Origin of the sequence: Nonomuraea coxensis DSM 45129, assembly GCF_019397265.1 — a bacterium.
Taxonomy (GTDB): Bacteria; Actinomycetota; Actinomycetes; order Streptosporangiales; family Streptosporangiaceae; genus Nonomuraea; species Nonomuraea coxensis.
Genome location: NZ_CP068985.1, coordinates 992,887 through 1,011,469 on the forward strand (window position 1 = coordinate 992,887; position 18,583 = coordinate 1,011,469).

Annotated in this window: 18 protein-coding genes; 12 read left to right on the top strand and 6 right to left on the bottom strand. The window is 71.3% G+C overall.

Annotation, left to right across the window (positions count from 1 at the left end):
- Positions 1–50 precede the first annotated feature (50 nt).
- A complete protein-coding gene (locus tag Nocox_RS05140) occupies positions 51–245 on the top strand; it encodes an SCO4848 family membrane protein (RefSeq protein WP_246649742.1) in 195 nt (64 codons plus the stop codon).
- Here Nocox_RS05140 and Nocox_RS05145 read toward each other — a convergent pair.
- Complete coding sequence (locus tag Nocox_RS05145) at positions 232–1,584, bottom strand: peptide ligase PGM1-related protein (protein WP_020543691.1); 1,353 nt, start codon at positions 1,582–1,584, stop codon at positions 232–234. The two genes, Nocox_RS05140 and Nocox_RS05145, sit on opposite strands and share 14 nt — an antisense overlap.
- Positions 1,585–2,124: 540 nt before the next feature.
- On the opposite strand from Nocox_RS05145, the gene Nocox_RS05150 reads away from it, so the two are divergent.
- On the top strand, positions 2,125–3,351 hold the full coding sequence (locus Nocox_RS05150; protein ID WP_020543692.1) for a M20 family metallopeptidase: 1,227 nt from the start codon (positions 2,125–2,127) through the stop codon (positions 3,349–3,351).
- Here Nocox_RS05150 and Nocox_RS05155 read toward each other — a convergent pair.
- Positions 3,332–5,212 carry a Xaa-Pro dipeptidyl-peptidase gene (locus tag Nocox_RS05155; protein WP_020543693.1) on the bottom strand — a complete coding sequence of 627 codons (1,881 nt, stop codon included), beginning with the start codon at positions 5,210–5,212 and terminating at the stop codon, positions 3,332–3,334. The two genes, Nocox_RS05150 and Nocox_RS05155, sit on opposite strands and share 20 nt — an antisense overlap.
- Before the next feature lie 259 nt (positions 5,213–5,471).
- Between Nocox_RS05155 and Nocox_RS05160 the strand changes: the two genes are divergently transcribed.
- From Nocox_RS05160 to Nocox_RS05185, 6 genes are all read left to right on the top strand, one after another.
- Positions 5,472–6,542, top strand: a complete 1,071-nt coding sequence (locus tag Nocox_RS05160; protein WP_020543694.1) for a BMP family lipoprotein — start codon at positions 5,472–5,474, stop codon at positions 6,540–6,542.
- A gap of 82 nt (positions 6,543–6,624) precedes the next feature.
- The gene (locus Nocox_RS05165) at positions 6,625–8,169 is read left to right on the top strand and encodes an ABC transporter ATP-binding protein (RefSeq protein WP_020543695.1); all 1,545 of its coding nucleotides are present in this window, start codon (positions 6,625–6,627) and stop codon (positions 8,167–8,169) included.
- Positions 8,169–9,311 carry an ABC transporter permease gene (locus Nocox_RS05170; RefSeq protein ID WP_020543696.1) on the top strand — a complete coding sequence of 381 codons (1,143 nt, stop codon included), beginning with the start codon at positions 8,169–8,171 and terminating at the stop codon, positions 9,309–9,311. Before Nocox_RS05165 ends, Nocox_RS05170 begins: the two co-directional genes overlap by 1 nt.
- Positions 9,308–10,588 (top strand): ABC transporter permease, encoded by a 1,281-nt coding sequence (locus tag Nocox_RS05175; protein WP_020543697.1) that lies wholly within the window; start codon positions 9,308–9,310, stop codon positions 10,586–10,588. Before Nocox_RS05170 ends, Nocox_RS05175 begins: the two co-directional genes overlap by 4 nt.
- Positions 10,589–10,635: 47 nt before the next feature.
- Positions 10,636–10,986 (top strand): cytidine deaminase, encoded by a 351-nt coding sequence (locus Nocox_RS05180; protein ID WP_051112584.1) that lies wholly within the window; start codon positions 10,636–10,638, stop codon positions 10,984–10,986.
- Complete coding sequence (locus tag Nocox_RS05185; RefSeq protein WP_020543699.1) at positions 10,986–12,266, top strand: thymidine phosphorylase; 1,281 nt, start codon at positions 10,986–10,988, stop codon at positions 12,264–12,266. Before Nocox_RS05180 ends, Nocox_RS05185 begins: the two co-directional genes overlap by 1 nt.
- 16 nt (positions 12,267–12,282) lie before the next feature.
- Here the strand turns inward: Nocox_RS05185 and Nocox_RS05190 are convergent, their stop codons facing one another.
- Positions 12,283–12,678, bottom strand: a complete 396-nt coding sequence (locus tag Nocox_RS05190; protein WP_020543700.1) for a MarR family winged helix-turn-helix transcriptional regulator — start codon at positions 12,676–12,678, stop codon at positions 12,283–12,285.
- A gap of 174 nt (positions 12,679–12,852) precedes the next feature.
- On the opposite strand from Nocox_RS05190, the gene Nocox_RS05195 reads away from it, so the two are divergent.
- The 4 genes from Nocox_RS05195 to Nocox_RS05210 are packed head-to-tail and all read left to right on the top strand — an operon-like array spanning position 12,853 to position 15,543.
- Complete coding sequence (locus tag Nocox_RS05195) at positions 12,853–13,467, top strand: AMIN-like domain-containing (lipo)protein (RefSeq protein WP_020543701.1); 615 nt, start codon at positions 12,853–12,855, stop codon at positions 13,465–13,467.
- Between the two features lie 4 nt (positions 13,468–13,471).
- Complete coding sequence (locus Nocox_RS05200; protein ID WP_020543702.1) at positions 13,472–13,822, top strand: cupin domain-containing protein; 351 nt, start codon at positions 13,472–13,474, stop codon at positions 13,820–13,822.
- A gap of 24 nt (positions 13,823–13,846) precedes the next feature.
- Positions 13,847–14,920, top strand: a complete 1,074-nt coding sequence (locus Nocox_RS05205; RefSeq protein WP_026214427.1) for an adenosine deaminase — start codon at positions 13,847–13,849, stop codon at positions 14,918–14,920.
- On the top strand, positions 14,917–15,543 hold the full coding sequence (locus Nocox_RS05210; RefSeq protein ID WP_020543704.1) for a PH domain-containing protein: 627 nt from the start codon (positions 14,917–14,919) through the stop codon (positions 15,541–15,543). The genes Nocox_RS05205 and Nocox_RS05210 overlap by 4 nt, the downstream gene beginning before the upstream one ends.
- Positions 15,544–15,653: 110 nt before the next feature.
- On the opposite strand, the gene Nocox_RS05215 is transcribed toward Nocox_RS05210, so the two are convergent.
- Genes Nocox_RS05215 through Nocox_RS05225 form a run of 3 tightly spaced genes read right to left on the bottom strand, consistent with a single transcriptional unit; the run spans position 15,654 to position 18,521 of the window.
- Positions 15,654–16,394 (bottom strand): enoyl-CoA hydratase/isomerase family protein, encoded by a 741-nt coding sequence (locus Nocox_RS05215; RefSeq protein WP_020543705.1) that lies wholly within the window; start codon positions 16,392–16,394, stop codon positions 15,654–15,656.
- Complete coding sequence (locus Nocox_RS05220; protein ID WP_157383110.1) at positions 16,391–17,869, bottom strand: AMP-binding protein; 1,479 nt, start codon at positions 17,867–17,869, stop codon at positions 16,391–16,393. Before Nocox_RS05220 ends, Nocox_RS05215 begins: the two co-directional genes overlap by 4 nt.
- Positions 17,829–18,521: a TetR/AcrR family transcriptional regulator gene (locus tag Nocox_RS05225; RefSeq protein ID WP_020543707.1), complete on the bottom strand. Its 693-nt coding sequence runs from the start codon at positions 18,519–18,521 to the stop codon at positions 17,829–17,831. Before Nocox_RS05225 ends, Nocox_RS05220 begins: the two co-directional genes overlap by 41 nt.
- Positions 18,522–18,583 lie beyond the last annotated feature (62 nt).

An 18,583-nucleotide genomic window follows, 5' to 3' on the forward strand; every position in this document is an offset into this window, starting at 1 on the left:
TGTGGCGACACATCCCCCGATGATCCACCTTCGATACTAGAGAGATGGTCATGTCACGAAAGATCGCCGCGTTCCTCGTCGCTCTCGGCGCGTTCATGATCTTTGAATGGATCAACCTGGGCTACAACCTGGCCGACGGGCACGCCACGAGCTTCTACGTGGTCCACGGCGTCCTGATCGCGGTCAACATCGTGCTCGGCCTGGTCCTGATGTTCCTCGGGGTCCGCGCGCTCAGAGTGCGCTGAGGAGACGCCGGGTGAGCGCGTGCAGCTCGTCCGCCTCCCTCCTGGAGTCGCCGATCGAGGTGAAGCCCAGCTTGCCGTGCTCGGGGATGGCGCCGAGCAGGTGGAAGACGTTGCCGGTGCGGCGTTCGTGGTCGAAGCCGAGGCCGAGGCGCTCGGCCGTGCGCATGACCTCGCCCGGCGTGCGGCCGCGCAGGCAGCCGGCGGCGTAGTTGTCGGTCGCGGTGTAGAACTTCGGCTGGTCGCCGGCCATGAGCAGGCCGGTGTCCTGGTCGTAGACGGCGCCGGTGGTCAGCGTGACGGCGCCGTACGGGTGCGTGGTGCCGCCGATGCGCAGGTTGATCTCGCACAGCAGCGCCGCGTACCCGGCGTCGGCCTTGAGCGCGAAGAAGTCCATGCCGAACACGCCCACCACGCCGCGCTCGGCCAGGATCCGCGCGATGCGCTCGGCCGAGGCGCCCACCTCGGCGCGGTACTCGGACGCCGCGGGGAACGTGCAGCCCTGGTAGACCTGGCCGCTGTCGCCGCCGAGCACCTGGTCGTGCGTGGCCAGCACCCGGGCCTGGCCGCCCGGCGAGATGGCCGCCAGGGCGCTCGGGTAGTACAGCGGCCGGTGCTCGATGTACTCCTCCACCACCGCGCCCCGGTCGCCGATCTTGGTGGAGAAGGTCTCCCAGGTCTCGTCGCCGGCCGAGAAGTCGATCCGCGACCGGTCGGTCTTGGTGACGATGGCGTTGCCCAGCCCCGAGTAGGCGTCGTTGAGCTTGACGATCACCCGCTCGCCCGGCAGGGCCTCGATGGCCTCCTCGATCTCCAGCGGCGTCCGCAGGTCGCCGAAGCCGCGCGCCATGGGCACGCCGGCCTCGTGGCCGATCTCGCGGGCGCCGCTCTTGGAGCCGTAGTGGGCGAAGGAGGTGGCCGGACCGTAGATGGGGACGTTGAGTGACGAGGCGAGCTCCTCCTCCAGCTCGCTCAGCACGAACGGCACCAGCCAGGCGTCGCCGTCGATCGCCGACCGCAGCTGCTCCAGCACGTCGGGACGGCCGAGCAGGGTCCTGGTCAGCGGCTGGGACCAGGGGTCGTCGAGCGTGATCAGCGTGAGCCGTTTGGCGGCGTCGTCCGGGTCGGGCAGGAACGAGAAGTAGTAGTCGACGATGCCGGGATCGATGGGCGCGGAGGAGAGGTAGACCACCTTTACCCCGGGTTCGCGGAGCGTCAGCAGGAGGAAGAGCAGGCGCTCCTCGTAGGACCTGGCCGCCTTGATGCGGCGGAGCTCGTCCTGGGGGAGGGAGAGCGAGGGTACGACCACCAGGGTCCCCTCACTCGGCTCGAAGATGCTCAACCCAGCATACTTCTCCCCGAACGGGATAGTAGTGATCATATTGCGAGTGAAACACCGATTTGCCCCTAAAACAGCCAGCGGCGAAGTGTGATGACCATGACAGAAGGTGACAGGATTCGGAATCGCTCACCACGTTTGGGAGGAGCGACGACGGGTCACCATCTACTGATCCCTTGTGACTATTTCCGGACCAGACGGAACATCACGTAAGGTGAACGGCAGGGGTTACGGACCTGCAGTCGGCTAACTTTTGGTGTATCTGTCGGCGCGAAACCGCGCACGAGCGATAGAGTCGAAGGCATCGCCATCGGGCTCACGGCCGACCGCTGTGCTCCCTGGCTGGACAGCGGCACCCGCGACCGACGCACGCAAGCCCATGCCGACGATCTCTCGCACCCGAACCAGCGGGTGTGTTTTTTGATTCGCCGAGTCGGCCGCTCGACCGAGGCGGCCCACGGCGGGATGACGAGTACGACAGCGCACTAGCCGCGCTGACTTCAGTGATTCAGGGCGCGCGGCATTGGGACGGAGTGGTGACATATGCGGGGACGTGAGCTTCGAGGCGAACTCGACGCGTTCCTGGCCGAGAGCGAGCAGGATCTCGTGGCGTTCCGCCGCGACCTCCACATGCACCCCGAGCTGGCCTTCGCCGAATATCGCACGACACAGCGCATCGCCGAGCGGCTCACCGCCGCCGGGCTGAACCCGCGGGTGCTGCCCAAGGGCACCGGCCTGATCTGCGACGTCGGCAGCGGCGACGGCCCCACGGTCGCCCTGCGCGCCGACATCGACGCGCTGCCGCTGCAGGACGAGAAGGACGTGCCCTACCGCTCGACCGTGGCCGGGGTCTGCCACGCCTGCGGCCACGACGTGCACACGACCGTGCTGCTCGGCACCTCGCTCTTCCTCGCCCAGCAGGCCGCGGCCGGCCTCCTGCCCGGCCGGGTCCGGCTGATCTTCCAGCCGGCCGAGGAGGCCCCGGGCGGCGCGCTGGAGGTCATGGCGCACGGCGGCATCAGCGGCGTCGACCGCATCTTCGGCCTGCACTGCGACCCGCGGGTGGACGTCGGCCAGCTCGGCCTGCGGGTGGGCCCGATCACCTCCGCCTGCGACCGCCTGACCGTCCGGGTCTCCGGCCCCGGCGGCCACACCGCCCGCCCCCACCTGACCGCCGACCTCGTCTTCGCGCTCGCCAAGATCCTCACCGAGCTGCCCGCCGCGCTGTCGCGCCGGGTCGACCCGCGCTCCTCGCTCAGCCTCGTCTGGGGCCGCGTCGAGGCCGGCTCGGCCGCCAACGCGATCCCCGACGACGGCGTGGCCGAGGGCACCGTGCGCTGCCTCGACGAGGAGGCCTGGCACGCCGCCCCCGACCTGATCAAGTCGCTGCTGGAGTCGGTCGCGAGCGCCTACGGCGTCGAGGCCACGATGGACTACACCCGCGGCGTGCCGCCGGTCGTCAACGACGAGGTCAGCGTCGAGATGCTGGGCGAGGCCGCCGAGCGTGTGCTGGGCGCGGGCGCGGTGGTCCCGACCCAGCAGTCGCTCGGCGGCGAGGACTTCGCCTGGTACCTCGAGTCGGTCCCCGGCGCGTTCGCGCGCCTCGGCACCCGCTCGCCCGACGGCGTCACCTACGACATCCACCAGGGCGCCTTCGACGTGGACGAGCAGGCGATCGCCATGGGCGTGCGCGTCATGGCCGCCACCGCCTTCACCGCCCTGTGGGAGGTCGGGCCGCTCGACTCGACGGTCACCAGCGCGCTGGCGTGACCACCGGCAGCTTCAGCGACGACCGGCCGGGCGCGACGGTGAACCTCGTGCCCGGCGGGTAGCGCAGGGTGTAGTCGTAGTCGGTGGACATGATCACCAGGCTCAGCCGGTGGCCCTTCTTGACCACATAGTCCGTCGGCTGGAAGTCCCAGGTGAAGTCGTACTCCTTCCCCGCCCGCAGCGGCTTGGTGCGGTCCGCCCGGTCGCGGTTGCGGACGTCCAGCCAGCCCCGGGTGATGATCTTGTACGGCGTCGTGGCCGTGCCGAGCGTCCGCAACGCCGTGCAGCCCGTGTCGCCGGGAATGCCCTGGCCGTAACACAGCGTCTCGCCGGTCGGCACCAGGGTGCCGTTGGCCCGGACGTCGGCGCCGTGGTCGACGAGCAGCGCCGTCAGGTACGGCGACGAGCCGTCCCTGACCGAGGCCCGCACCGACACCGTCGGCGTCCCCGAGATCCGCACGTCGGCCGGCAGCTCCCCGGTCGTGTACGCGAGCCGGTTCGGATCCGCTCCGGTGGCCTCCACGAGCTGCTCGGCGGTCCTGGTCTTCTGGTCGGTGAACGTCTCGCGCGGCGACAGCGGCCGCGGCAGCAGGCCGAGCCGCCCGCCGGAGCCCAGGTGGAGCGGGACGGCCGCGGTGCCGGGCAGCGGCCACGAGGCGTGCCGCCCCCACTGGCCGGGGCCGCTCTCGACGTCGGCCTGCGGCTCGCGCATGATGCCCGAGTCGATGCCGTGCAGCCAATAGTCGAACCAGCCGTGGAGCTGGCGCAGCCACTCGGCGGTGCGCAGCGAGAACGGGTTCATGTGCGTGCCCTGGTGCAGCCAGATCTTGCGCGGCACGTGCCGCTTGGCCAGGGCGTACCACCATTGGGCGAACTGCTTGGTCTTGACGTTCCAGTCGTTCAGCCCGTGCACGACGAAGACGCTGGCCTTGACCTTGTTCACGTCGTTCAGGTAGTTGCGGGCGTCCCAGAGCGGGCTGTAGTCGCCGGTGATCCGGTCCTGGCCCGCGGTGATGGAGTCGATCAGCCCGCCGCACGCCTCCTGGCCGTTCTCCCTGGTCAGGACGTACTTGGCGAGCACGTCCAGGTCCTCGCCCTGGAAGCCGCCGGGGGCGAGGACGCCGCCGTTGGCGCGGTAGTAGTCGTACCAGCTGGAGATCGCGGCGATCGGGACGATCGTCTTCAGCCCCTCGACGCCGGTCGCGGCGACGGCGTTGGGCAGGGTGCCGTTGTAGGAGACGCCGATCATGCCGACGTTGCCGGTGGACCAGGTGGCGGCGACCGGGTTCCCTTCGGCGTCGAAGCCGCGGGCGCGGCCGTTGAGCCAGTCGATCGCGGCCTTCGGGCCTGCGGTCTCGTTGCGGTCGCCTGAGGTCGGGCAGCCGGTGGCCCGGCCGCTGCCGAGGTTCTCCACCAGGGCGATGGCGTAGCCGCGGGGCAGGAAGTAGTTGTCGTAGTAGCTGTCGAACGGCTCGGCGGCGAGCTTGTTGGCGAGGGCCTTGAGCGTGGGGAGCGGGTTGCCGTTCTCGTCCACGTCCACGGGGTGGTTGGCGACGTCGTTGCCGCCCGCGTAGTACGGGCTGGCCTCCATGATGACCGGGACCTTGAGCCCGGCGTCGGTCTCCTTGGGCCGCAGGATGTCCACGGCGACCCGGTCGGGGGCTCCGTCGCTGTCGCTGTCGGTGCCCGCGACCTCGACGTACACGGTCTGTTTGATGGCGTCGGCCCGTGAGAAGACCGGCTGGGTCGCGTTGTTCTCGACCTTGATGGCGGGGGTGTCTGCCAGGGCTGGGGTGGTGCCGGTCAGCGCCGCGACGAGAAGCGCGGCCAGCGGCACGGCCAGTGCCTTACGGGAGGGCATGCTCGGAATCTCCGTCAAGATCGGCCGTCAGGCAAGAGGTGAATCCATGCCAAAGTTGGGCAAAACATGACCGCCCCGCTAGCGTGTCCCATAGCGCCGACCTCAGGTCACGGTCGCGCTTGATGTCGATAACGGAGCGGTTGCGACCCTGTGTGCCGGTTTGGTCTGCCCTGGTCAAGCAACTATCTTCCGTGCAGGTGCCGTACGTTTAATCGCGCCTGCGATGAACCCGACGGCGGGGAAATGGAAGGGAGTCGCCTTGCTCGGCAAGCGATTCAACAGGATGGCGCTCGGCTCCGTGGCCGGCGTCATGCTCATGGCAGCGGCCGCCTGTGGCGGCGACAGTGGGGGGACCACGGCCAGTGAGGCGCCGAGCAGCGCCGGTGCCTCCAGCGAGGCGGCGAAGGGCCCGCTCAAGGTCGGACTGGCCTTCGACGTCGGCGGGCGCGGTGACAAGTCCTTCAACGACGCGGCGTACGCGGGCCTGGAGAAGGCCAAGACGGACCTCGGCGCCGAGATCAAGGAGCTGAGCCCGGCGGCCGACGGCTCCAACCGCGGCGACCTGCTGCGTCAGCTCGCCGACGCGGGCTACAACCCGATCATCGGCGTGGGCTTCGCCTACGGCGAGGACATCAAGAAGGCCGCGGAGGAATACCCGGACATCCAGTTCGCGGTCGTCGACTCCGCCTCCAACGCGCCGAACGTGACCGGCCTGCTGTTCGCCGAGGAGCAGGGCTCCTACCTGGCGGGCGTGGCGGCCGCGACCAAGTCGAAGGCCGGCCACGTCGGCTTCGTCGGCGGCGTCGAGAACGACCTGATCAAGAAGTTCCAGGCGGGCTTCGAGGCGGGCGTGAAGTCGGTCAAGGCGGACGCCAAGATCGATGTGAAGTACCTCACCCCCGACGGTGACTTCTCCGGCTTCAAGGCCCCCGACAAGGGCAAGCTCGCGGCCGAGAAGATGTACCAGGACGGCGCGGACATCGTCTACCACGCCTCCGGCGACTCCGGCCTCGGCGTCTTCCAGGCGGCGGCCGCGGCCAAGAAGAAGGCCATCGGCGTCGACTCCGACCAGCGTCAGACGGTCAAGGAAGCCGACCTCCAGAGCGTCATCATGACCTCGATGCTGAAGCGCGTGGACGTCGGCGTCTTCGAGTTCATCAAGGCCATCCAGGGCGGCGCCAAGGGCGGCACCGACACCGTCTACGACCTGAAGGTCGACGGCGTGGGCCTCGCCACCACCGGCGGCGAGATCGACGACATCAAGGACAAGCTCGACGCTGCCAAGCAGGACATCGTCGACGGCAAGATCACGGTTCCGGCCAAGCCGTAACCCTGGGCAGGACCGACCTCGAGGGCCCGAAGTCAGCTTCGGGCCCTCTGTCTACCCCCGCCCTGCTCCTAGGAGAGGCGAAATGAGTGCTGACACCCTGGCCACGGCGAAACCCGCCGTAGAGCTGGAGGGCATCACCAAGCGTTTCCCCGGTGTCGTCGCCAACCATGACATCCGCATCACCGTCGAACCCGGGACGGTGCACGCCATCGTGGGGGAGAACGGCGCGGGCAAGTCCACCCTGATGAAGATCCTGTACGGCATGCAGAAGCCGGACGAGGGCACCATCAAGGTGAACGGCGAAGAGGTGAGCTTCCGCTCGCCGAGCGACGCCATCGCCGTCGGCATCGGCATGGTGCACCAGCACTTCATGCTGGCCGACAACCTCACCGTGCTGGAGAACATCGTTCTCGGCGCCGAACCCACCCGGGCCGGCCTGCTCGACACCGGCGCGGCCCGCACCCGCATCGCGAAGTTGGCCGAGACGCACGGCCTGCGCGTCGACCCCGACAGGCTCGTGGAGGACCTCGGCGTCGGCGACCGCCAGCGGGTCGAGATCCTCAAGGTGCTCTACCGCGGCGCCCGCATCCTCATCCTCGACGAGCCGACGGCCGTCCTGGTGCCCCAGGAGGTCGAGGAGCTCTTCCAGAACCTGCGCGAGCTCAAGGCCGACGGCCTGACCGTCATCTTCATCTCCCACAAGCTCGACGAGGTGCTCGACATCGCCGACGCGATCACCGTGATCCGGCGCGGCACCACCGTCGCCGCCATGCCCCGCGCCGAGGTGACCAGCGCCCGCCAGCTCGCCGAGCTGATGGTCGGCAGCGAGCTGCCCACCCCCGAGACCCGCGAGTCCACCGTGACCGACCGGATGGCGTTCCAGGTCGCGCACCTCACCGTGGAGGCCGGCGGCCGGCTGCTGCTGGACGACGTGTCGTTCGACATCCACGAGGGCGAGATCCTCGGCATCGCCGGCGTCGAGGGCAACGGCCAGTCCGAGCTGATCGAGGCCATCATGGGCATCCGCGCCGCGCACGGCGTGATCACGCTCGGCGAGCAGGACGTCAGCTCCTGGCCGACGCTGCGCCGCCGCGAGGCCGGCATCGGCTACATCCCCGAGGACCGCCACCGCCAGGGGCTGCTCCTCGAAGCCTCGCTCTGGGAGAACCGCATCCTCGGCCACCAGACCAGGAAGCCCGCCAGGAAGGGCATCTGGATCGACCGGCGCGCCTCCAGGAGCGACACCGAACGCATCGTCAAGGAGTACGACGTCCGCACGCCGGGCGTCGACACCCTGGCGCTCGCGCTGTCCGGCGGCAACCAGCAGAAGCTCATCGTCGGCCGCGAGATGAGCAGCGAGCCGAAGTTCCTCATCGCCGCGCACCCCACGCGCGGCGTGGACGTCGGCGCGCAGGCCGCCATCTGGGACCATCTGCGCGCCGCCCGCGCCGCCGGCCTCGCCGTGCTGCTGATCTCCGCCGACCTGGACGAGCTGATCGGCCTGTCCGACACCATCAGGGTCATCTTCCGCGGGCGCCTCGTGGCCACGCTCGACCCGTCCGACGTCACGCCCGAGCGGCTGGGCGGCTACATGACCGGCGCCATCGCCGGCACTGAGGAGACGTGATGCCCGCGGGGCTCAACCGGGCGCTGCTGACCGTGGCCGGCGCCGTCATCGCGATCGTGCTGGCCATCGCGATCTCCAGCGTGGCGATCATCGCGGCGGGCGCGAGCCCGCTGGACGCCTTCGCCGCCTTCTTCGACTTCGGCGACAGCGCGCGGGCCCAGTCGAACGGCATCGCGGCCTTCCTCAACCGGGCGGTGCCGCTGTTCATCGCCGGCCTGGCCGTGGCCGTCGGCTTCCGCATGAACCTCTTCAACATCGGCGTGGAGGGCCAGTACCGGCTCGCCGCGATCGTCGCGGCCTACGTGGGCTCCACGTTCACCGCGCCCGCGCCGATCCAGATCGCGGTGATCATCATCGTCGCGGCGGCCACCGGCGGCCTCTACGCGCTCATCCCCGCGGTCATGAAGGTGACCAGAGGCGTGAACGAGGTCATCGCCACGATCATGCTCAACTACATCGCGATCAACCTGACGTCCTACCTGGTGCGCGGGCCGTTCGCGGGCGAGCGCGCGGCCGGGCAGCTCACCACGACCACTCCGGAGCTGCCGGAGTCGGCCATGTTCCCGAACCTCAACTTCGTCTTCGACTGGTTCGGGCAGGTCGCCCCCACCCGGGGCGGCGGCCTCCAGGGCTTCCTGCTGGTCGCGGTCGTGCTCGGCCTGATCGTCTGGATCGTGCTGGAGCGCACCCGCTTCGGTTTCGACGTCAAGGCCAGCGGGCTCAACGGCCCGGCGGCCCTCGCCTCCGGCGTCAACCCCAAGAAGATGATCATCGCGGCGATGGTGATGTCCGGCGGCATCGCCGGGCTCATCGGCCTGCCCGAGATCCTCGGCGACAAGGGCGCCTTCAACTCCAACTTCACCGCCGGTCTCGGCTTCCTCGGCATCGCCGTGGCGCTGCTCGGCCGCAACAAGCCGGTCGGCATCGCGGTCGCCGCGCTGCTGTTCGCCTTCCTCGACCGGGCGCAGGGCTCGCTGCAGTTCGCGGGGGTGCCGTCGTCGGTGGTCACCATCATCCAGGCGGTGATCGTGCTGCTGGTCGTCATCGCCAACGAGGTCACGAACCGGCTGGCGCTGCGCATCGAGGAGCGCCGGGCGGCGCAGCAGCTCGGCAGGGACAATCCGGTTGAGGTGACCGTATGACCAGGGTCGGCAAGTACCACCTGACGCTCATCGGCGTCGCCGCGCTGCTGCTGCTGATGTCGCTGGTGCGCATCATCACCGGTCAGAACGACATCACCTCCTCCGGCACCTTCTACGCGGCCCTGCTCCTGGCCGTGCCCATCGGCCTGGCCGGGCTCGGCGGCCTGTGGGCCGAACGCGCCGGCGTCGTCAACATCGGCCTCGAAGGCATGATGGTGCTCGGCACCTGGTTCGCCGGCTGGGCGGGCTACCAGTGGGGCCCCGTGGCCGCGCTCGTCGCGGGCCTGCTCGCGGGCGCGATCGGCGGGCTCATCCACGCCGTCGCCACCGTCACCTTCGGCGTCGACCACATCATCAGCGGCGTCGCGATCAACCTGCTCGGCCCCGGCGCCACCCGCTTCCTGTCCGAGGTGCTCTACAAGGAGGGCACCCCGGCGGCCTCGGCCGGCGCGGGCATCACCACCTCGCCCGCGATCAGCGGGTCAACGTGGAGCCCCAGCCTGCCGGTGCTGTCCGACGGGCCCGACCTGCTCGGCAAGCTGGAGAGCACGCACTGGTTCCTGCTGTCCGACCTGGCGGGGATCCTGCGCGGCCTCACGCACAACGTCAACATCCTGGTGCTGCTGGCGGTGCTGCTGCTGCCGCTGACGTACTTCGTGCTCTGGCACACCGCCTTCGGCCTGCGGCTGCGCTCGGCGGGCGAGAACCCGTGGGCGGCCGAGTCGCTGGGCGTCAACGTCTACCTGACCAAGTACATCGCGGTCGTCGTCTCCGGCGCCTTCGCCGGGCTCGGCGGCGTGTTCCTGGTCTTCGTCTCCACCAAGTACGTCGAGGGCCAGACGGCCGGGCGCGGCTTCATCGGCCTGGCCGCCATGATCTTCGGCAACTGGCGGCCCGGCGGCCTCGCGGCCGGCGCGGCGTTGTTCGGCTACGCCGACGGCCTGCAACTGCGCGACCAGAAGGCCGTCACCTCGTTCTTCCTGTTCGGCGCGGTGCTGCTGCTCGCCTACCTGGTCATGCGGGCCCGCAGCCTGCTGACGGCCGGGCCGGGCGCCGAGCCGGCGGCCCGCGGCGCGCGGCAGTACACGCTGATGGCGGCCGCCGCCCTCGGTATGGTCGTGCTGTTCTGGCTCTGGCTCACCGTCGATGAGCTGCCGAACGAGTTCGTCTTCATCACACCACACGTGCTCACGCTGCTCGTGCTGCTGGTGGCTTCGCAGCGGCTGCGGATGCCCAAGGCCGACGGCGTGCGCTATCGCCGGGGGGAACAGCATTGAGCGGGCACATCGAATGGGAGCCGCTGCGTGAGGCGGCGGCCGAGGCCATGCGGCACGCGTACGCGCCGTACTCGAAGTTCCCGGTGGGGGCGGCCGCCCTCGTCGACGACGGGCGGATCGTCACCGGCTGCAACGTCGAGAACGCCTCCTACGGCCTCGGCCTGTGCGCCGAGTGCGGGCTCGTGTCGGAGCTGCAGCGCACCGGCGGCGGCCGGCTCGTGGCCTTCACCTGCGTGGACGGCCACGGCGAGCTGCTGATGCCGTGCGGGCGCTGCCGCCAGCTCCTCTACGAGTTCGGCGGCGACGACCTGCTGGTCGAGACCGTGGACGGCCCCAAGGCGATGACGGAGATCCTGCCGTACGCGTTCGGGCCGCAGGACCTCAGCCGGAGCTCGTGATGGACGCCATCGAGGTCATCCGCGCCAAGCGCGACCGCGGCGAGCTGAGCACGGCCCAGATCGACTGGGTGATCGCCGCCTACACGCGCGGCGACGTGGCCGACGAGCAGATGTCGGCGCTGGCCATGGCCATCCTGCTCAACGGCATGAACCGGCGGGAGATCGCCGACTGGACGCAGGCCATGATCCGCTCAGGCGAGCGCATGGACTGGTCGGCGCTGGACCGGCCGACCGCCGACAAGCACTCCACCGGCGGCGTCGGCGACAAGATCACGCTGCCGCTGGCGCCGCTCGTGGCGGCCTGCGGGGCGTACGTGCCGCAGCTGTCCGGGCGCGGCCTCGGCCACACCGGGGGCACGCTCGACAAGCTGGAGTCCGTCCCCGGCTGGCGGGCCTCGCTCTCCAACGACGAGATGCTGGACGTGCTGCGCACGGCGGGCGCGGTCGTGTGCGCGGCCGGGTCGGGGCTGGCCCCGGCCGACAAGAAGCTGTACGCGCTGCGCGACGTCACCGGCACCGTCGAGTCCATCCCGCTCATCGCCTCGTCGATCATGTCGAAGAAGATCGCTGAGGGCACGGGCTCGCTGGTGCTCGACGTCAAGGTGGGCTCGGGGGCGTTCATGAAGGACGTCACGACCGCGCGCGAGCTGGCCGAGACCATGGTCGCGCTCGGCACCGACGCGGGGGTCCGCACGGTCGCCCTGCTGACCGCCATGGACCGGCCGCTCGGGCGGGCGGTGGGCAACGCGCTGGAGGTCGAGGAGTCCGTCGAGGTGCTGGCCGGTGGCGGGCCCGAGGACGTGGTGGAGCTGACCGTGCGGCTGGCGCGGGAGATGCTGGAGGCCGCAGGGGTGTCCGGGGCCAAGGACCCGGCGAAGGCGCTCCAGGACGGCTCGGCCATGGACGCCTGGCGGCGGATGATCGCCGCCCAGGGCGGCGACCCGGACGCGGCGCTGCCGCGCGCGGCCGAGACGCTGACGGTGGAGGCGCCCGCCTCCGGGGTGCTGAGCCGGCTGGACGCCTACGCGGTGGGCCTGGCCGCCTGGCGGCTCGGAGCCGGACGGGCCCGCAAGGAGGACCCGGTGTCGTTCGGCGCGGGCGTCACCCTGCACGCCAAGCCCGGCGACCCCGTGCGGGCCGGTCAGCCGCTGCTGACCCTGCACGCCGACGAGACGTCCCGCTTCGAGCGCGCCCTGGAGGCGCTGGACGGCGGCTACGCGGTGAGCGACGCCGCCGCGGACCACCTTCCCCTGGTCATCGACCGCGTCACCGCCGGATAGGCCGTCGCGGCTGCGGTCAGCGGACCAGGGCGGGGAGGGCCGGGGCCTCGGCGAAGACCTCCTGGAGGACGGCGCGCTGCGTCGGCAGCGCCTGCGCGTGGCGCGCGCGTCCTTCCGGCGTGATGCACACGAAGACGCCGCGCCGGTCGGAGCTGCAGGCGTCGCGCGAGACCAGCCCGGCCTTCTCCAGCCGGGCCACCACCCGCGAGAGCGCGCTCTGGCTCAGGTGCACCTCGTCGCAGAGCTCCTGGAGCCGGAGCTTGCGGTCGTGGTGGACGATCCGGTCGAGCACCTCGAACTCGCTCGGCCCCAGCCCGTGCCGGTCGCCCAGCTCGCGCTCCAGCGCGCACATGGCCTTGGAGTGCATGGCCAGGACGTAGTGCCAGGTGCCGACCACGACTTGCTCGTCCATGCGCGGAGAGTACCACCCGGCAGAAAATCATGCAATGGCATCTAATGCATGTGCATTGGATGTTCGGACAAGGCGTCATAAAGACGGATCCAGGGGCCTGGATGGGCCCGGAAAAACACCCTCCGATCAGCGGAAACGCCGCTTGCGGCAGCGTGCGGTGGGCATCTACCGGGCATGCGACCGTCATCCCCGTCCGGCGTCCGGCCGTCGCGTCTCCGCGTCGCCGTCCAGCTCGCCGGCCTCGCCGCGCTCGTCCTGCTCACGGCGTGCGGCCCGGCGACCCAGACCGCCTTCCCCGGCGGCCCGCCCGTCTCCGAGGGCCCGTCGGACGACCCCACGGCCTCCGGCGGCGCCGACACCCCGACCAGCACCAGCGAGGTGGACGTCGACCGGGGCGGCATGGACCCGGCCGTCGTGACCTCCGTGCGCTACGCCGCCCACGACACCTACGACCGGGTCGTGATCGACCTCGACGGCGACGTGCCCGGCTACAACGTCAAATGGGTGGACGAGTTCGTGCAGGACGGCTCGGGCCGCCCGATCGACGTGCGCGGCGGTGCCTATCTCCAGGTCACGCTCTTCCCCGCGCACGCCCACGACGAGAACGGCGTCCCCACCTGGAAGGGCGGCCCGGTCTACCCGGCCGACCTCGGCAACCTCACCGACGTCGTACGGACCGGCGACTTCGAGGGCCGCGTCGGCGTCGGCCTGGTGCTGGCCAGGCAGGCGGCCTTCCAGATCCAGGAGCAGGGCGGGCCGAACCGGCTGGTGCTCGACGTGGCACACTGACCCCGTGGTGAGAAAGATCGAGGGCCCGGCCCGCATCCCCGTCCCCGGCGGCAAGCTCATCGACGAGCACGTCGGCCGCGTCAACAGCGGCGACGAGGCGGTCTCCATCGCCCACATGACCGCCCCGCCCGGCTGGGAGGAGCCGCCGCAGACGCCGTCGTTCGCCGAGTACACCCTCGTCCTGCGCGGCACGGTGATCGTCGAGCACGACGGCGGCCGGACGGAGGTCGCCGCCGGGCAGTCGGTGGTCACCGAGCCGGGCGAGCGGATCCGCTACAGCGCCGGCCCGGAAGGGGCGGAATACGTCGCCGTGTGCCTGCCCGCGTTCTCGCCCGACAGCGCTGGCCGCGACTGACGCCGCTGGTCATATCATGGCCGGATGAGTCCTCAGCTTGACGAGATCCAGCGGGCTCCCAAAGTGCTGCTGCACGATCATCTCGACGGCGGGCTCCGCGCCGAGACGATCGTCGAGCTGGCCCGGGAGTCCGGTTACGACCGGCTGCCCACGACCGATTCCGACAACCTGCGGCAGTGGTTCGAGGAAGCCGCGGACTCGGGCTCGCTCGTCCGCTACCTGGAGACGTTCGACCACACGGTGGGCGTCATGCAGACGCGCGAGTCGCTGGCGCGGGTGGCCGCCGAGTGCGCCGAGGACCTCGCCGCCGACGGCGTCGTCTACGCCGAGGTGCGCTTCGCGCCCGAGCAGCACACCAGCACGGGGCTGAGCCTCGACCAGGTGGTGGAGGCGGTGCTCGAAGGCTTCGCGCAGGGCTCGGCCGGCCGCGGCATCAGGGTCGGCACCCTGCTGACCGCGATGCGCCACCAGGCCAGGTCCATGGAGATCGCCGAGCTCGCCGTGCGCTACCGCGACGTGGGCGTGGTGGGCTTCGACATCGCCGGGGCCGAGGCCGGCTACCCGCCCACCCGGCACCTCGACGCCTTCGAATACCTCCAGCGGGAGAACGCCCACTTCACCATCCACGCGGGCGAGGCGTTCGGGCTGCCGTCGATCTGGCAGGCCATCCAGTGGTGCGGCGCCGACCGGCTCGGCCACGGCGTGCGCATCATCGACGACATCGCGGTCGGCGACGACGGCGCGGCCAAGCTCGGGCGGCTGGCGGCCTACGTCCGCGACAAGCGCATCCCGCTCGAGATGTGCCCCACGTCCAACCTGCAGACCGGGGCCGCCGCGTCCATCGCCGAGCACCCGATCGGGCTGCTGCGGCGGCTGCACTTCCGGGTCACGGTCAACACCGACAACCGGCTGATGAGCCGCACCAGCCTGTCGCTGGAGTTCGCCAAGCTGGTGGAGGCGTTCGGCTACGGCTGGGACGACCTGCAGTGGTTCACGGTCAACGCGATGAAGTCGGCGTTCCTGCCGTTCGACGAGCGGCTGGCGCTCATCAACGGGCGCATCAAGCCGGGGTTCGCGCAGCTCAAGTGGCAGCCGTGAAGCAGACCTACCGCTCCAGGTCCGCGTTCGTGATGGCGTGGTTCTGGCTGGCGTTCGTCGCCTTCAACGTCTACGACCTGATCAGCAAGTACACCGGCAAGGCGTCGATGGTGGCGCTCGCCGTGCTGGCGGTGCTGACGGTCGTCGTCTACGTCGTCGCGCTGCGGCCCGCCACCGTGCTCACCGAGCACGAGCTGGTGGGCCGCAACCCGCTGCGCACCACCCGCGTGCCGTGGGCGGCGATCGACGACGTCACCGTCTCCCACGCCATCAGCGTCCACCACAGCGGCGGCGACGGCGGCGTGCTGCGCCTGTGGACGCCGATGAGCAGCGCCAGGGAGCGGGCCAAGGCCCAGCGGCGCGGCATGCCGAGCCAGCGGCGGCGGGGCCGGTTCGCGACCGAGCCGACGGTGAGCCGGGCCGAGCAGGCGGCGCAGGAGGCGCTGGCCGGCCGGACGCACGCCGACTGGGTGGGCGACCAGATCCGCGAGCGCGCCGAGGCGGCCCGGCGCCGCACCGGCGAGCAGCCGCAGGTCCAGGTCCGCACCGCGTGGGCCTACGACGTCATCGCGGCGGGGGTCGTGGCCCTCGCACTGGTGGTCGCCGCGATCGTCGTCCCCTGAGCCCCTGAGCCCCTGAGCCCCTGAGGCCCCTGGGTCCCTGAGCCCCTGAGGCCCCTGCGTCCCTGAGCCCCTGAGGCCCCTGCGTCCCCTGGCCGCCGCGGCCCCGGCGGTCAGCGTTCCCTGGAGGGTTTCGACTCGACGAAGCGGGTCATGCCCGCCTGGGCGATGCCGCTCGCCTCGACCTCTTCCGCGGCCGCGGTCTCGGCGGCGAAGGCCCGTTCGACCTCGGCGGCCGGCGGGCGCAGCAACGCCAGGTGCACGGCGGTCGCGGTGCCGGGCTCGCTCCAGCGCCGCGCCCGCGCCACGGCCGTCTCCACCAGCGCCTCCGGGGCGACGAGCTCGTCCAGCAGGCCGGCGGCGAGCGCGTCGGCCGCGCCCAGCCGGACCGAGTCGAGCACCAGCCGCAGCGCCCGGCCGCCGCCGACCAGGCGGGGGAGCAGCAGGCTGGCGGCGTTCGAGATCGACAGGCCGAGGTGGTTCTCGGGGAAGAAGTACTCGGCCGACGCGACGCCGATCCGGGCGTCGAAGCACAGCGTCCACTCGGCGGCCCCGCCCACGGCCAGGCCGTTGACGGCGGCCACGACCGGCACCCGGCTCTCCAGCACCGCCCTCGTCATGTCGTGGAACAGCTCCACCTCGGCGACGAGCGAGCGCCCGGTGGCCTCGTGCAGGTCCTCGCCGGCCGAGAACGCCCGGCCGGTGCCGGTGACCACGATGCCCCTGCCGCTCCCGCCGTGCTCGCGGACGGCGGCGGCGAGGTCGGCGCGCATGGCGGCGGTGAGCGCGTTCAGCTTGGCGGGGCGGGCCAGAGTGATCACGGCCACCTCGTCCCGGACGGTTACCTCGATCATCGGCTCTCCTCAGGAAGGACGGGGATGGCGGGGGCGGCGCGCTGGTCGCGGCCGGGCGGGAGCAGGTGGCGCTTCTCGATGCGGGCCGACGGGGTCAGCGAGAACCCCTCGACGAACTCGACGTAGGCGGGCACCTTGAACCGGGCCAGCCGCCGCCGGGCGTGCTCGGCCACGCTCATGGCGGTCGCCGCGTCGGCGGCGTGGCCGGGGCGGAGCTGGAGGAACGCCTTCGGCAGCTCGCCCCACAGCTCGTCGGGGATCGGCACGAGCGCCGCCTGGAGCACCGCCGGATGCTGGGTGAGCACGCTCTCGACCTCGGCGCACGAGATGTTCTCGCCGCCCCTGCGGACCATGTCCTTGATCCGCCCGGCGTGCGCGATCTGCCCGCGGGCGTCGCGGACGCCGAGGTCGCCGGTGTGGTACCAGCCGCCGCGGAAGGCCGTCGCGGTGGCCTCCGGATGGTTCCAGTAGCCCTTCATCATGGGCACGCCGCGGACCAGGATCTCGCCGGTCTCCTCGTCGAGCGTGACCTCCTTGCCGGGCGGCGGCAGGCCCATCGCGCCGGTCCCGACGCACTCCGTGTCGTCGATCGGGACGAGCAGGTCGGGGCCGGTCTCGGTGGAGCCGTACAGCTCGCGCCAGGGCGCGCCCCAGCGCTCCTCGAACTCCCGGTGCAGGCCGGGGCGGATGCCGGAGCAGAGCACGAGGCGCATCCTGTTCGCCCGGTCCTCGGGGGCGGGCGGCTGCTTGTGCAGCAGGAGCGGCATGGTGCCCAGCACGTACGTGAGCGTCGCCCCGTGCTCCCGCGCCGCCGGCCAGAAGCCGGAGGCGGAGAACCGCGGCAGCACGACCAGCGGGATGCCGCCGACCAGGCAGACCAGCGTCGCCCACTGCGGATCCATGTACGAGAACGCCTGCGCCATCATCAGCACGTCGTCGTCGCGCACCCGTACGGCCTCGGCGAGGATGCGCGCGGTCCGCACCCAGTAGTCGTGGGTGAGCAGGCACGCCTTGGGGAAGCCGGTCGTCCCGGAGGTGTACTGGAAGTTGGCGACGTCATCGGGCGTGACGGCGACGCCGGGCGGAGGCGCGTCGCCGTCGAGCGCGTCGAACAGGTGCACCGTGCCGGGGACGTGCGGGGCGTGCTCCGCGCTGGTCACGGTGGCGACGGCCCCGGAGTCGCGCAGCACGTGCCGCAGGTCGGCGGCCCGGTAGCGGACGTTGACCGGCACGGCCACGCCACCGGCCCTGAGGGTGGCCAGCCAGGTGAGCGGCCAGCCGGGGACGTTGTCCAGCATGATCGCGACCCGGTCGCCGGGCCGGACGCCGCGCGCGGCGAGCGCCCCGGCCAGCCGGTCCACGGCGGCGTCGGCGTCGGCGAAGGTCAGCGAGAGGTGGCCGGGGAAGCGGAGGAACTCGCGGCGGCCGTGTCGGTCAGCGGCCTGCCTCAACAGGTGGGGGATCGTTTCTGACATCCGGCGGCTCCCAGGGGAACGCGGGCAGCAGGGAGAGGTCGGGGGCGGCGGCGACCCGGACGGAGGAGCGTACGGCGGCCAGCCCGATCGTCACGAACTCGGCGCACACCTGCTCCAGCGTGGAGTCCCCGTCGGGGCGGTACCACTCGCTGGTGCCGGTGCACATGGACATGAGGGCGAGGCGGGTCAGCCGCTGGTCGGCGATGTGGAAGACACCGCCGGCGACGCCGTCGGCGATGGCACGCCGCCAGTGGTCCTCGTAGGCGTCGCGCAGGGCGATGATCTCGTCGCGGGCGGGGGAGCCGGGGGTCAGGGAGCGGAGCTCGCCGTCCATGACCCGGGTCGTCATGGGGCTGAGGGCGTGGGTGGCGGTGAGCGAGCTGATCAGCAGGGCCAGGCGGTCGGCGGGGGCGGACACGTCGCGCAGCATGTGCTCGGTGGCGTCGATGAGGCCCTGCTGCGCGCCCCGCATGAGGTCGGCGAGCAGGGCCTCCTTGCTCGCCACGTGGTGGTAGACGCCGGCGTTGGTCATGCCGACCTCGCGGGCGAGGTCGCGGACGCTGGTGGCGGCGTAGCCGCGCCGGGCGAACAGCAGCACCGCCGCCGTCCTGATGCGCCGGTTCGCGTCCGCGTCCCGGTCCTTGAGGTCCATCGCGGCTCCTACCGAACGTTCGGTCGTACATCTGTCGCGAAAATACCTCAATCCATGGCGAA

Coding starts and splice junctions, on each gene's coding strand:
- Nocox_RS05140 (WP_246649742.1), top strand. CDS start 51: ATGTCACGAAAGATCGCCGCGTTCCTCGTCGCTCTCGGCGCGTTCATG.
- Nocox_RS05150 (WP_020543692.1), top strand. CDS start 2,125: ATGCGGGGACGTGAGCTTCGAGGCGAACTCGACGCGTTCCTGGCCGAG.
- Nocox_RS05155 (WP_020543693.1), bottom strand. CDS start 5,212: ATGCCCTCCCGTAAGGCACTGGCCGTGCCGCTGGCCGCGCTTCTCGTC.
- Nocox_RS05165 (WP_020543695.1), top strand. CDS start 6,625: ATGAGTGCTGACACCCTGGCCACGGCGAAACCCGCCGTAGAGCTGGAG.
- Nocox_RS05170 (WP_020543696.1), top strand. CDS start 8,169: ATGCCCGCGGGGCTCAACCGGGCGCTGCTGACCGTGGCCGGCGCCGTC.
- Nocox_RS05175 (WP_020543697.1), top strand. CDS start 9,308: ATGACCAGGGTCGGCAAGTACCACCTGACGCTCATCGGCGTCGCCGCG.
- Nocox_RS05180 (WP_051112584.1), top strand. CDS start 10,636: ATGCGGCACGCGTACGCGCCGTACTCGAAGTTCCCGGTGGGGGCGGCC.
- Nocox_RS05185 (WP_020543699.1), top strand. CDS start 10,986: ATGGACGCCATCGAGGTCATCCGCGCCAAGCGCGACCGCGGCGAGCTG.
- Nocox_RS05190 (WP_020543700.1), bottom strand. CDS start 12,678: ATGGACGAGCAAGTCGTGGTCGGCACCTGGCACTACGTCCTGGCCATG.
- Nocox_RS05195 (WP_020543701.1), top strand. CDS start 12,853: ATGCGACCGTCATCCCCGTCCGGCGTCCGGCCGTCGCGTCTCCGCGTC.
- Nocox_RS05205 (WP_026214427.1), top strand. CDS start 13,847: ATGAGTCCTCAGCTTGACGAGATCCAGCGGGCTCCCAAAGTGCTGCTG.
- Nocox_RS05215 (WP_020543705.1), bottom strand. CDS start 16,394: ATGATCGAGGTAACCGTCCGGGACGAGGTGGCCGTGATCACTCTGGCC.
- Nocox_RS05220 (WP_157383110.1), bottom strand. CDS start 17,869: ATGTCAGAAACGATCCCCCACCTGTTGAGGCAGGCCGCTGACCGACAC.
- Nocox_RS05225 (WP_020543707.1), bottom strand. CDS start 18,521: ATGGACCTCAAGGACCGGGACGCGGACGCGAACCGGCGCATCAGGACG.